Source organism: Gordonia sp. J1A (genome assembly GCF_055393515.1).
The window spans coordinates 1,556,900-1,568,738 of record NZ_AP041607.1 but is presented as its reverse complement, the minus strand read 5'-3'; the positions used below and the strand labels follow the sequence as shown (position 1 = coordinate 1,568,738).

Annotated in this window: 12 protein-coding genes; 5 read left to right on the top strand and 7 right to left on the bottom strand. The window is 69.9% G+C overall.

The genetic code is table 11. From position 1 onward, the window contains the following. Nucleotides 1-16: 16 nt before the first annotated feature. A complete protein-coding gene (locus tag ACZ5QD_RS07295; protein ID WP_006895310.1) occupies nucleotides 17-1,246 on the bottom strand; it encodes a protein kinase domain-containing protein in 1,230 nt (409 codons plus the stop codon). A gap of 70 nt (nucleotides 1,247-1,316) precedes the next feature. Between ACZ5QD_RS07295 and ACZ5QD_RS07290 the strand changes: the two genes are divergently transcribed. Further along, nucleotides 1,317-1,682, top strand: a complete 366-nt coding sequence (locus ACZ5QD_RS07290; protein ID WP_006895311.1) for an Rv2175c family DNA-binding protein — start codon at nucleotides 1,317-1,319, stop codon at nucleotides 1,680-1,682. Between the two features lie 12 nt (nucleotides 1,683-1,694). Here ACZ5QD_RS07290 and ACZ5QD_RS07285 read toward each other — a convergent pair whose 3' ends face one another. From ACZ5QD_RS07285 to ACZ5QD_RS07270, 4 genes are read right to left on the bottom strand one after another with little or no spacing between them, the layout of a single operon-like run. Continuing rightward, nucleotides 1,695-2,606 (bottom strand): phytoene/squalene synthase family protein, encoded by a 912-nt coding sequence (locus tag ACZ5QD_RS07285; protein ID WP_006895312.1) that lies wholly within the window; start codon nucleotides 2,604-2,606, stop codon nucleotides 1,695-1,697. Continuing rightward, the gene (locus ACZ5QD_RS07280) at nucleotides 2,599-4,080 is read right to left on the bottom strand and encodes an alpha-(1->6)-mannopyranosyltransferase A (protein WP_006895313.1); all 1,482 of its coding nucleotides are present in this window, start codon (nucleotides 4,078-4,080) and stop codon (nucleotides 2,599-2,601) included. Before ACZ5QD_RS07280 ends, ACZ5QD_RS07285 begins: the two co-directional genes overlap by 8 nt. Beyond that, nucleotides 4,077-5,603 carry a phytoene desaturase family protein gene (gene crtI, locus ACZ5QD_RS07275; RefSeq protein ID WP_006895314.1) on the bottom strand — a complete coding sequence of 509 codons (1,527 nt, stop codon included), beginning with the start codon at nucleotides 5,601-5,603 and terminating at the stop codon, nucleotides 4,077-4,079. Before crtI ends, ACZ5QD_RS07280 begins: the two co-directional genes overlap by 4 nt. A 5-nt stretch (nucleotides 5,604-5,608) precedes the next feature. After that, nucleotides 5,609-6,703, bottom strand: coding sequence for a polyprenyl synthetase family protein (locus tag ACZ5QD_RS07270; protein WP_006895315.1), 1,095 nt, complete (start codon nucleotides 6,701-6,703; stop codon nucleotides 5,609-5,611). A gap of 114 nt (nucleotides 6,704-6,817) precedes the next feature. Between ACZ5QD_RS07270 and ACZ5QD_RS07265 the strand changes: the two genes are divergently transcribed. Beyond that, on the top strand, nucleotides 6,818-7,801 hold the full coding sequence (locus ACZ5QD_RS07265) for a methylenetetrahydrofolate reductase (RefSeq protein ID WP_045539584.1): 984 nt from the start codon (nucleotides 6,818-6,820) through the stop codon (nucleotides 7,799-7,801). Nucleotides 7,802-7,843: 42 nt separating this feature from the next. On the opposite strand, the gene ACZ5QD_RS07260 is transcribed toward ACZ5QD_RS07265, so the two are convergent. Continuing rightward, nucleotides 7,844-8,662 (bottom strand): LppM family (lipo)protein, encoded by an 819-nt coding sequence (locus ACZ5QD_RS07260; RefSeq protein ID WP_174302278.1) that lies wholly within the window; start codon nucleotides 8,660-8,662, stop codon nucleotides 7,844-7,846. Nucleotides 8,663-8,740: 78 nt separating this feature from the next. Further along, nucleotides 8,741-9,409: a GNAT family N-acetyltransferase gene (locus tag ACZ5QD_RS07255; protein WP_006895318.1), complete on the bottom strand. Its 669-nt coding sequence runs from the start codon at nucleotides 9,407-9,409 to the stop codon at nucleotides 8,741-8,743. Nucleotides 9,410-9,746: 337 nt separating this feature from the next. Here ACZ5QD_RS07255 and ACZ5QD_RS07250 point away from each other — a divergent pair, with 337 nt between their 5' ends. The 3 genes from ACZ5QD_RS07250 to mraZ all read left to right on the top strand — a co-directional run bounded on the left by ACZ5QD_RS07250 (nucleotide 9,747) and on the right by mraZ (nucleotide 11,716). Then, nucleotides 9,747-10,280 (top strand): SAV_6107 family HEPN domain-containing protein, encoded by a 534-nt coding sequence (locus ACZ5QD_RS07250; protein WP_006895319.1) that lies wholly within the window; start codon nucleotides 9,747-9,749, stop codon nucleotides 10,278-10,280. 132 nt (nucleotides 10,281-10,412) lie between these two features. Beyond that, on the top strand, nucleotides 10,413-10,823 hold the full coding sequence (locus tag ACZ5QD_RS07245) for a DUF3040 domain-containing protein (protein ID WP_006895320.1): 411 nt from the start codon (nucleotides 10,413-10,415) through the stop codon (nucleotides 10,821-10,823). Between the two features lie 455 nt (nucleotides 10,824-11,278). Beyond that, the gene (gene mraZ, locus ACZ5QD_RS07240; protein WP_006895321.1) at nucleotides 11,279-11,716 is read left to right on the top strand and encodes a division/cell wall cluster transcriptional repressor MraZ; all 438 of its coding nucleotides are present in this window, start codon (nucleotides 11,279-11,281) and stop codon (nucleotides 11,714-11,716) included. Nucleotides 11,717-11,839: the final 123 nt, after the last annotated feature.

Sequence of the window (11,839 nt, the reverse complement as noted above, 5' to 3'; positions counted from 1 at the left end):
CCCGACGGCGCCCGGTTCAGGCGAGCGAGGCGCCCACGGCCCACCCCGCCGCTGCGAGCACGACGGCGACGATCGTGATGATCGTCAACCACACGGCCGCCAGTGCGCGTCCGCGCGATGTGGCCGCGGGATCGGCTTCGTCGATCACGTCGACCTGGTCGGAGTCCGGCTCCCAGTCGGCCCGGTCGGCCCACTCCGGCTCGTCGTCCGTCCAGCGTCGCTCGTCGGGTCCGTCCCAGGCGTCGTCGTCCCACCGATCAGACCGGGGGAGCGGCTCGGGATCGTATGCGGTGACCGGTCGCGGATCGGGCGCCTGCGCCGACACGGCCCGCACCGGGCGGGCGATGGCGGAGGTGACCCGCGCCGAGGCCCGGCTCGGAGCCGGGACGGTGAAGGCTGGCAGGTCGAGTTCATCGGCGGCGTCGAGCAACGCGTGCTGCATGGCGAATCCGTCGCGGAAGCGATCGGCGCGGTCACGCTCGGTGGCTCGCAGGACGATCTCGTCGATCTGCGGCGGGACGCCTTCGATCAGGTCGCCGGGGGCGGGGACGTCGTAGGTGAGCCGCTGATAGGCCAGCGCGAGCGGAGTGCTGCCGCTGAAGGGCTGCCGTCCGGTCAGTAGTTCGAACAGCATCACTCCGGCCGAGTACACGTCGCTGCGCGCGTCGACGTCGGTGGAGTTGACCTGCTCGGGGGACAGGTACGCGGCGGTCCCCAGAATCACGCTCGCCGACGTGACGCCGGCTTCGGCGACCGCGCGGACCAGACCGAAGTCGGCAACCTTGATGTCGCCGTTGTCGGAGACGAGGACGTTCTCGGGCTTCACGTCCCGGTGCACCAGGCCCGCGCGGTGCGCGGTGCCCAGGCCGCCGAGCATCGGGATCGCGACGGATGCCACCGCGTGCGGCGGCATCGGCCCGCGTTCGCGGAGCAGTTCGCGGACGCTGCCCCCGCGCACGAGCTCCATGACGAGGAACGCGACCTCACCGTCGATGCTCTGGTCGTAGACCGCGACGAGGCCGGGGTGGCTCAGACCGGCGACGGCGCGGGCCTCGAACTCGAACCGGCGCAGGAACTGGGGGTCGCCCACGTAACGCGCATCCATCACCTTCACTGCGACGCGCCGACCCAGACGCAGGTCGGTTCCCACATACACCGAGGACATCCCGCCGCGAGCGATCGGCGCGTCGATCCGGTATCTGCGCTCCAGCACTCGGCCGATGAGCGGGTCGCCAGGGGTGGTCACGGTGTTCGAATCTACCCGCCGCGCCGACGACCTCGTATGTGCCGCGCAGGACACCGGTAGGCTTTGCCCCGTGGGTTCTCTTCCGCTTTCGATCGACATCCTTCCCGACGACGTTCCAGTTCTCGACCTGGACCAGGCCGCCAAGCGGCTGGGGGTCTCGTCCAACCGGCTCCGCACACTCATCCGCGACCACAACCTGCTCGCGGCCTCGCGCGGAGGGGTACCCGTGATTCCGGAGGCCTTCTTCGGGTCCGACGGCCTCGCGAAGCACTTCGAGGGGCTGGTCCGGATCCTGCTCGACGGCGGTTACACGCGCGACGAGGCGATGCGCTGGCTGTTCACCGAGCAGGACGACCTGGGGCTGCGCCCGGCCGATGCGCTGCACACTCATTCGGCGCGCGAGGTGATCCGGCGCGCACAGGCTCAGGCCTTCTGACGGCGCAGCCGGTCAGCCGAGAGCCGGGCGGCCGGCCACGGCGGTGACGGCATGGCCGAGCCTGCGGTGGACCGGTACGACGGCCCGCGCGGCGAACACGTCGTGACCGCGGTCTTCGATGGCGGTGAGAATCGCGCTGTACGACCGCGCGGCCGCGCAGATCGCGGGGCGCGACCGTCGGGGCAGTGAGGCGATGGCGGGCAGCGTCCGCCGGTACTGGTCGCGATTGACGGCGATCAGATGCGCCGTCGCCCGCCGCATCCGGGGGCCGGCCGTGCCCGCGGTGGCGTCGTGACGCAGCTCCTGCTCGTCGACCCCGAAGGCGCCGAGGTGGTCGAGGGGCAGGTAGATCCGATTCCGGTTCAGATCTTCGCCGACGTCACGGAGGAAGTTCGTGAGCTGGAACGCTTCGCCCAGCAGGGCTGCACCCCGGGCGGTGTCCGGATCGGGAGCCGCGCCCAGGATCGGCAGCAGTTGCAGGCCGATCACCGCGGCCGAGCCGTAGGTGTACTCGGCCAGGGCGTCGAGCGTCGCGTAGCGGTTCCGGAACAGGGGGTCGCCGGGCAGGTCCATTCGCATCGATCGGCCGAACGCCTCGAAGGTTTCGGCAGGGATCGCGAACCGGTCGACCGACTCGGCGAGCGCAGCGAGCATGTCGGCCTCGTCCCGGCTCAGACCAGCCGGCACCGGCGCCCCCGCGAGTGCGGCGGCCAGGCCGTTCTCGAGGGCGTCGAGCCGCGCCGATCGCGGCTGCGACCCACCGGCACCGTCGACGACGTCGTCGACGGTGCGTGCATAGCCGTACAACGCGAACACCGCGCGCCGGCCGTCCACCGGCAGCAGACGCGAGGCCAGGAAGTAGGTGCGGCCGGCCGCGCGCGTGAGCGACTCGGCGAGGCGGTACCCGCGGTCGGCGTCAGCCATGGATCAGCAGGGACCCGAGCCCCCGCAGTCTGAGCGGGTCGCGGCGGCGCAGCGAGACGGCCGCGAGAACGGCGAAGGCCAGCGCCATCAAAGTTTCGAGCGGCTTGTAGAACAGGATCGAGTCGTCCGGCTGGAAGACGATGAGATAGAAGGTGCTGACTCCGACGACCACCTGCCGCACCCACATCGGGAGGGTGAATGCGACGGCCAGGCAGGCGACCCACGTGTAGTACCAGGGCAGGGTCGACGGTTCGAGCAGTAGCAGAGCGAGCATCGCCCATGCCATGCCGGCCATCGCGGACCGCTCGTCGCGACGCGACCGCCACCAGAGGTACACGAGGATCAGCGCGAGTGCGACGCTGCCGATGGCCCGCGTCACCACCAGGACCGCCTGGAGGTTGAGCGTCGCGAAGGGAGCCGCGGCGTAGGTGACGATGTGCCCGACGAAGATCGGGACGGTGAACGGGTTGATGATCCGAGAGGCGTACGACAGGCCGTTCATCCATCCGAGGCCGAGGCCGAGGATCACCGTGAAGGCACCGAACACCGCGGCGGGGATCGCGCCCGTCGCGACGAAGATCGCGACACGGTCGCGCCAGGCGATGAGCGGAGTCGGTGCCGCGGGATCGGCCGCGCGCCGCTTGCGCAGGTGGTCGAGCCAGATCCACATGACGAACGGAATCGCGATTCCCGCGGTGACCTTCACCGAGATCGCCAGGCCCAGGACCGCGAGACCCGCGACGTGCCTGCCCTCCAGCGCCAGGGCCACGCCTGCGGCCAGGAAGCCCATCATCAGCAGTTCGAGGTGTGGGCCCCCGACCAGATGGATCAGCAGCATCGGGTTCACCAGGACCAGCCAGAGCCCGAGTCGCCGGCTCGCACCGAAGTGCGCGGCGATCCGGGGCACCGCCCACATCGTCAGGAGCAGTCCGGGCAGCAGGGCGACGCGGATGGCGAACACGCCGGCGAAGACGTTGTCGCCGGTGATCCCGACGATGCCGCGCAGCAGGAGCATGAACCCGGGACTGTAGGGCGAGGTCGTGGGAGCCCAGATCTGCGCCATCGAATCGACGATCGGTCCGGGACGGTGTGCGGGTCCGTCGGTGTAGGGATCGAATCCGTGCATCAGCACCGACGCCTGACCGAGGTAGGCGTACACGTCGCGGCTGAAGGTGGGTACCGCGAACATCAGCGGCGCGGTCCAGGCGCCGACGGTGGCCATCGTGGCGCGCAGGCTCATCCGCTCGGGGCTCCGGCCGATTCGCACCCAGGCGATGACCATCAGCGCGATCCCCGTCCAGAACGCGAAGCCGGACAGCGTCTTCCCGTGGCCGTACGTCATCGGCGCCAGGCCGAGATCGGCGAGCGTCGCGTCGTTGCGAGGAACGTCGGAGAGACCGTAGCTTCCCGCGACCACCAGCAGCACACCGAGGAACCCGAGACAGGCGTCGGGATAGCGCTTCAGGAGATTCACGACCGCCCCCCGTGTCCGTTCCGGCCACGCAGGTAGTCGTCGATCCGCGCCGCGGCGAGCCCGCCGGACACGAGCACGGGCGGGATGCCGACTCCGGGCACGGTCGCGCTGCCGCCCAGAGCCAGGTTCGGCACACCCCGCCAGCGGTTGGGCGTGCGCAGCGGGCCGGTCTGCGCGACGGTGTGAGCCGCGGAGAACGGCGTCCCCGCGGGCAGACCCGATCGCAGCCAGGTCAGCGGGTGGTCGATCCGGAGCACGGTCATCGAGGACAGACCCGGGTAGCCGCGGGACTCCAGGACGCCGAGGAACTCGGCGGTGTACGGCTCGGCGAGCACATCCCACGGCAGATCGGCCGAGACCAGATTCGGTGTCGGCGCGAGAACCGACACCGACTCGGATCCGTCGGCCACGAATGTCTCCGGATCGGTGGCCGCAGACCGGGTGATCAGGAACGATCCGTCGCCCATCAGTCGGCCCGGGCGAGCGGTGAGGTCGGCGAAGGTGTCGGTCCACGCGGCGCCGAAGTCGAGAGTGTGATGGCCGGACCGCCAGCCCGCGGTGGTCCCGGCCGGCAGCACGCCGTGCACCACCACGGCGCTCGGCGAGTAGCGCAGAGTCCGCAGGCGGCGCTCGTCGTGCAACAGTTCGGCGACCGCGTCGCGTTCGAGTGTCGCGACCACCGCGTCGGCGGCGAGCCGCTGGTCGCCGACGAGCACACCCGAGGCGGAGCCGTCGGTCCGGCGCAGAATCCGGTCGACGCGTGCTCCGTACTCGATCCGCACGCCGGCGTCGGCCAGTGCGCGCTCGAGGACCCGGCCGATGCGGCCCATGCCGCCCGCGGGAGCACAGAGGCCGCGGCCGATGTCCATATCCGCGATGATGGCGTAGATCGCCCGCGCGCGGTGGGGTGGAACGCCGGCGTAGAGCGCCTGGAAGGTGAACGCCCGCTGAACCCTGGGGTCGGAGACGAATCGACCCACGGCGGCGGTGAGGCCGCCGAGCGCGCCGAGCCGGACCAGGTTCGCGGCGGCGGCGCGCGTGCGCGGTCCGGTCAGGTCGGCCAGGCCGTCGTAGTTGCGGTCGATGAAGACGTCGAACTCGGCATCGTAGACGCGGCGCAGCCAGGTCAGCAGGTCGCGAGTACCGTCGGCGGCCTCGGTCCCGAACACCTGCTCGACGGCGGCGGGGATGGCCGCGGGCTCGCGCGGTATCGCCAGCGACGAGCCGTCGGCGTAGTTCATGACGTAACTCGGGTCCACCGGGCGCAGGGCCAGCCGCTCCAGGGCCTGCTCGCGGTCGACGCCGACGGCGGTGAGTGCGTCGACGATCAACTCGGGCATGGTGAGAACCGTTGCACCCGTGTCGAATCGGTGACCCGAGATGGTCTCGGTGCGCACCAGGCCGCCGGGGGAGTCGGTGGCCTCCAAGACTGTCACCTCGTGTCCGCGGGCGCGCAGGTGGGCCGCGGCGGTCAATCCCGACAGCCCCGCTCCGATGACGACGACGTGCGAATCAGCGGTCATGGCCGTCACCGCCGTCGATGGGTGATTCGGCGGGCCATCCAGGTCAGATCGGCGCGCGCGGACTCTCCGGCATCCAGTCCGTCGATGCCGGCCAGGGCCGCGTCGAGGCGTTCGTCGATCTGTCTCTCGATCTCGGTGAGTGCGCCGGATTCGGTCAGGACGTCGCGCGCCGCGGTCAGCTCCGCCTCCGACAGCGAACGGCCGAGGCTGTCGCGCAGCAGATCTCGGCCGGCCGCCGACGCGCGCTGCAGACCCTCGGCCAGGAGTGCGGTGCGCTTGCCTTCGACGAGGTCGTCACCGGACGGCTTCCCGGTCTCCGCGGGGTCTCCGAATACACCGAGGACGTCGTCGCGCAGTTGGAAGGCGACGCCGAGATCGAGCCCGATGCGATGCAGTGAGCGTGACAACTCGTCCTCGGCCCCGGACAGCGCCGCACCGAGCTGGAGCGGCCGGGCCACCGTGTACGCGGCCGTCTTGTACTCCATCACCCGGTACGCGGCGGTCACTGACTCGTCGCCGGACGACTCGTTGGTGATGTCGAGGAGCTGACCGCCGAGCACCTCGGTCCGCATCTGAGACCACAGAACGGCCACCGGCCGCGGCAGCGGATGCGGATCGGCGGGACCGCCGTCGGCGGGAGTGATGCCGTGCACGAGGTCGTCGGCCCAGGCCAGTGCCAGATCGCCCAGCAGGATGGCCGCCGAGACGCCGTAGTGCGCGGGGTCGCCGGCGAACCCCCGGTCGCCGTGCAGGGCCTCGAACCGGCGGTGGACGGTCGGGCGGCCGCGCCGCGTGTCGGAGCGGTCGAGGATGTCGTCGTGGATGAGGGCGCAGGCCTGGATCAACTCGATCGCGGCGCCGACCCGCAATGCCGTCGACTCCCCGGGGCCGGTGTCGGCGGCCGCTTCGGGGCCGCATCGCCAGCCGGCGTAGACGAACAGCGGCCGCACCCGTTTGCCGCCCGACAGCACGAAGTCGGCGAGCACGTCGCCGGCCTCCGCGACCGCGGGGTAGATGTCGTCGAGCGCAGGCCGGCCGGAGTCGAAGAACGCCGTCAGGATCTCGTCGACCGCGGCGGGCACGTGCGCAATGTTGACCACGACTGGCAAGGTTACCGGTCCTCGTCGATAGCCCGGCCACGCGCCGCAGCGGCGGTGATCGCGGGCACAGCCGCGGTATCGGCGGCCGCGGGCCGCCCGCCGGGTGTCCGTATGATGACTGGGGTGACCGATCCGATCAGTACCGACTCCGACGTCCGCGCCCGCCCGGGGCAGTCGGTCGTGGAGCGTCTGGCCGACCCGCACTCCGGGCCGGTGCCGTTCTCCGTCGAGTTCTTCCCACCGCGCGACGCCGCCGAGGAGGCGCGACTGTGGCGTGCGGTCCGGATCTTCGAACGAATGAACCCGGCCTTCGTGTCGATGACCTACGGTGCGGGCGGATCGACCCGCGACCGGACCGTGCGCATCGCGGGCGAACTCGCGACCGAGACCACGCTGCTGACCGTCGCGCATCTGACCGCGGTCAACCACAGCGTCGACGAACTCCGCGGCCTGGTGGGCGCGTACGCCGACAAGGGCATCGTCAACCTGCTCGCCCTGCGCGGTGATCCGCCCGGTGATCCGCTCGGTGAGTGGGTCAAGCACCCGGAAGGCGTGGCGTACGCCGAAGAACTGGTGCGCCTGATCGGAGAACTCGGCGACTTCCACGTGGGCGTCGCGTCGTTCCCCGAAGGTCACCACCGCGCGCCCAATCTCGCCGCCGACACCGGAAATCTGGTGCGGAAGCTGCGGGCGGGCGCGGAGTACTCGGTGACGCAGATGTTCTTCGACGTCGACGACTTCCTCCGCCTGCGCGACCGTATCGCCGCCGCCGATCCCGAGCAGGGCGCCAAGCCGCTGATCCCGGGGATGATGCCGATCACCTCGCTGGCCTCGGCGCGCAGGATGACCGAGCTGTCCGGCAGCAAGATCCCCCCGGCGGTCGAGGAACGGCTAGCGAAGGCGGCGGGCGACGGACCGGAGGAGAATCGGGCCGACGTGCGTGCGGTCGGCATCGACCTGTGCACGGAGGCCTCGTTGCGGCTCATCTCCGAAGGGGTGCCGTGCCTGCACTTCTGCAGCCTCAACTTCGCGAAGGCGACCAGCGAGGTGCTCGAGCGCATCGGCATCGACACGCGCGGGGCGCTGGCCGGCGTCTGAGACGTGCGGTCCGCCGGAGAGGGCGACCGCGCGCGGACGGCGTCAGTCGGCGCCGCGCCCGGATGTCTCGCGCTCGGGCTTCGGGGACTCCTCGTCGGACTGCGGCGCCTCGGGCTTGCGCTTCGGGCGTCCCGGACGGGGTGAGCGGTCCCGATTCTGGTAGGCCGCGTACACGACCATCGCGACGATGATCGCGCACAGCAGGAACATGAACCAGGTCCAACTGGGCACGGCGGCGGTCGCCGGATCCGCGTACTCCGAATCGGCCTGCAGGTCGACGTTCTGTCCCGGGGTGGGCGTCCAGACCACCGTGTCGTCGCCCGCCTGATGACCGTTGGTCGCGACCACCTCACCGCCGAACGTGATCGACAGGGAGAAGTACACGCTGCCGGGATCGGCGTCCGTCAGCGAGGCCGAGCCGCGGAAACGGACGATGTCGCCGCTGCGGGACGATTTGAGATGGACCGTCGCGGACGGGTCGGGGAGGGCGGCGGCGATGATGTCGCCGAGCTGGCTGAACTGACCCGCAGAGAGTCTGTCGAAGGTGAGCTCGGAACCGACCTTGCCGTCGGGCGACGGCGCGGCCTGTCCGCCGGGGCGCGAACTCTGCGTCGACGGGGCGGGTACGGCACTGCTCTCATCCGACTTCTCCGGGAAGTCGGTGGTCCAGACCTGGCCGCTGAGCGAGGCCGGGATGTCGAAGGACGGCTTCTGCGGATGCTGATCCGGTGACGTGGCGATGATGACCGTGCCGGAGAACTGGTCGCCGACCGTGGTCGACTTGGTGAGACAACCGGTGAGCACGGGGATCAGTGCCAACAGTCCGGCTAGGGCGAGCGCGGTGCGGCGGAACGAGGTCACCGACTCATCGTGCCAGAAGAGATGCGCCAACCTGCGCAGTGTCGTCATCGGTGCGTCGGACGGACCGCGGGCGGCCGGTCATCGCGGCGGGGGACCGGCGTCCGGAAGAGGGAGCGGGCGTCCGAGGAAGGCGAACGGCCGGGCGTCTCCGGCGAAGGTGAAGTGCCGCAGGACATCCTCGAAGCCGAGGCGGCGGTAGAGGCCCCAGGCGCGATTGGCCTCACCCTGGACTTCGGGCGTCGAGAGGAGGACCTTGCTCTCCGGTCTGCCCGAGAGCAGCGATGTCAGGAGCCGTTGGCCGACGCCGCGGCCCTGACCGGCCGGATGCACATGCAGTTCGGTGAGTTCGAAGTAGTCGCGCATGAACTCGCGCGCGTCGGCGGGCCGGGTTCCGGCCTGTAGCAGTCCCGAATACAGCTGGCGGTTCCACCACTGGTCCGGTGCACCGCGGTAGCCGTACGCCACCCCGACGAGGATCTCGCGATCCGAGAGCGCCAGCGGTGCGCGCACGCGCAGCCGGGAGTACGTGGGCCGGAGCGAGTCGAGCGCGGACAGCGTCGCGAACGCGCCGAAAGCCGACCACCCGGGGCGCGCGATGTGATCGCGCCACAGCGGCAACCGGTGGGCTTCGCTTCCGCGGGGGTAGTGCATGGCGGTGATGTAGGTGTGCACAGCGGGATCGAGCCACAGGTGTGCCAGATCGGCCGGGAGGGGCGCGACGCGGATCGGGGAGGCGTCCAGTGACATGCCCGTTCCCTTCGTCGTCGGCTCGATTCGTCTGCGGCTGCCAGACTCTGGGAGCGTAGCGGCACTTGCCCATCGGCGTTCACACCGGCTACGGTTGACGCCTGTCGAACTGATGTTCGTATCGGTTGGGCGGTCCAGTGGCCCGGCGATGGGGAAGACATCGCCGGGCCACCGATCATCGGTGACGGGGTCCGCTGTCGAAGTCTTCGCGGGAGTGCCGGCGCCGTGCGACGGCCGGCCGTCGGGCCCGTCGTCGCAACACCTTCTTTGTCGTACCCCTCTGTCATGGTGTCGTCACGAGCCCGACAGAGCCGGGCGCCGACACGGAGGAGTTGGGATGGAGCGGTCAGCAGAACGGTCCGGGCGGCAGTTCGCCGGGTTGCATCTCGCACCCGCCCCGTCGGTGTCCGGTGCACAAGCCGATCACGGAGTCGACCCGCACGTGGTGCACCGCAGCCGCGATCTCCTGGATCGGGCAGAGGACCTGTTCGAGCAGGCGGCGTCGGTGGACGACGACGGGGCCGAGCGATTCCGGCTGTTCTATCTCGCGGCGATCCGAGCCGCCGGCGCGGTGCTGGAGATCTACGAGCCCTCGGGCCGCGTCCGCCGACGCCGCGGTGCGGCGGACGCGTGGAGTCGGATCAAGGAGCGTGCTCCCCAGTGCCGGGAACTCGCCGACTATTTCGGCGAACTCTCGACCATGCGCTCGCACGTCGAGGCGGGGCTGGTGCGCGCCGTCGATTCCACGTTCTGCGCGCGCGTGGAGCGCCGTGCGGTCGCGTTCCTGGACGTGGCCGACGCGACGCTGCTGGCGTACGAGCAGGGGAAGCTCACCTCGAAGCGTCCGGCGGCGCGCGGAACCGTCGCTTGAGTGCGCGGGATGATCGGCGTGATTGTGAACGCATCGTCGGCCAATGGTGGTCGAAGGGCGCTCGGGCTCGTACTATTGACATAGAGAGGCGAGAAGACGAAATCCTCGCCACGATCCAGTAAGGGAGGAGCGGTGCCGCTTTCAGAGCACGAGCAGCGCATGCTCGATGAGATAGAGAGCGCTCTCTACGCCGAAGACCCGAAGTTCGCGTCGAGCGTCACCCGCCACAAGGTGCGCTTGCCGAACGCGCGTCGTCGGATCGTGGTCGCTCTCGGGTTCCTCGCTGGACTCGCATTGCTGGTCGGCGGAATGATGGTCGACGTCGAGGTCGGCGGACTGAAGATCCTCAGCTTCGTCGGATTCCTGCTGATGTTCGGGGCCGCGGTCTTCGGCCTGATGGCTGGCCGCGGGCGGATCTCGGGTCCCGACGGCGCCTCCTCGTCGAAGAAGTCCGGAAAGGCCGCGAGCGGTCACGGCTCGTTGAGCCGACGGATGGAGGATCGCTTCAACCGTCGCTTCGAGCGGGACGACCGCGATCTGTAGAACCGGCCGTCGGCACCGGCGGCTGACGGCCTGACGCGCCCTGCGTCGACAACGATCTCCCTGGCGGGGTCGCAACTTCCGAAAGGAAGATGCGGCCCCGTTTTTCGTATCTCGGGAACGTCTGTCTCCGGGGTGTCCCCACAGCGTCCCACCCCGTCTCCCCACAGCGTCCCACCTCGTCTCCCCACAACGCCCCACCTACCGCTCTTGGTTGGTCTCACCAGTCACTTCGTTACCTTTTGACCCCTTTCGTAACGACACTAGTGAGCTGCGACACGTCAATGATTGCTGAGAATCCAGTGAAGCTTAGGCACTCTGACCTGCGCATATAGTTGATGGTGGGGAAACGGTGGGGCCTGCGGGGTGGAATGTGGTGGAAAGTGGGGTAGTGTGGGCATTACTGGGCGAGGGGGATACCGGAACCGCCGAACCCGGAAGGGTGAGGAGGTGTCGACGTGGCTCGTTTCGTCGGCACCTACACGCCCAAGCTCGATGACAAGGGGCGACTGACGTTGCCCGCGAAGTTCCGCGACGCGCTGGCAGGAGGAGTCATGGTCACACGCAGCCAGGACCGCAGCCTGTCGGTGTACCGGGCAGAGGAGTTCGACGCGATCGCCGAGAAGGCGGTCACCGCGTCGCGCAACGACCCGGAGGCCCGCGCTTTTCTGCGGTACTTCTTCGCCGGCGCCGACGAGCAGCGGCTCGACGGGCAGGGCCGCGTCAACCTCTCGGCCGAGCATCGCGACTACGCGGGGCTCACCAAGGAGTGCGTCGTCATCGGCTCGTACGACCACCTGGAGATCTGGGACGCGCAGAGCTGGCGCGACTACCAGGCCCAGCACGAGGAGGCGTTCTCCAACGCGGGATCGTCCGCCCTCGACTCGATCCTGTAACGGGATCGCGTCGACACACGTGAATTGAACATTCGGAGATCACGACTGCTGCGGTGAGTCGAGGCCTCGGCCCGATCGACCCTGACGTACTTCCCCAACGCCAGGTGCGCTCGGGCGGGGACC

What these genes read in the sequence shown, in the direction of transcription:
- ACZ5QD_RS07285 (WP_006895312.1), bottom strand. Translation starts at nt 2,606, where the DNA reads ATGGCTGACGCCGACCGCGGGTACCGCCTCGCCGAGTCGCTCACGCGC.
- crtI (WP_006895314.1), bottom strand. Translation starts at nt 5,603, where the DNA reads ATGACCGCTGATTCGCACGTCGTCGTCATCGGAGCGGGGCTGTCGGGA.
- ACZ5QD_RS07255 (WP_006895318.1), bottom strand. Translation starts at nt 9,409, where the DNA reads ATGTCACTGGACGCCTCCCCGATCCGCGTCGCGCCCCTCCCGGCCGAT.
- ACZ5QD_RS07265 (WP_045539584.1), top strand. Translation starts at nt 6,818, where the DNA reads ATGACTGGGGTGACCGATCCGATCAGTACCGACTCCGACGTCCGCGCC.
- ACZ5QD_RS07250 (WP_006895319.1), top strand. Translation starts at nt 9,747, where the DNA reads ATGGAGCGGTCAGCAGAACGGTCCGGGCGGCAGTTCGCCGGGTTGCAT.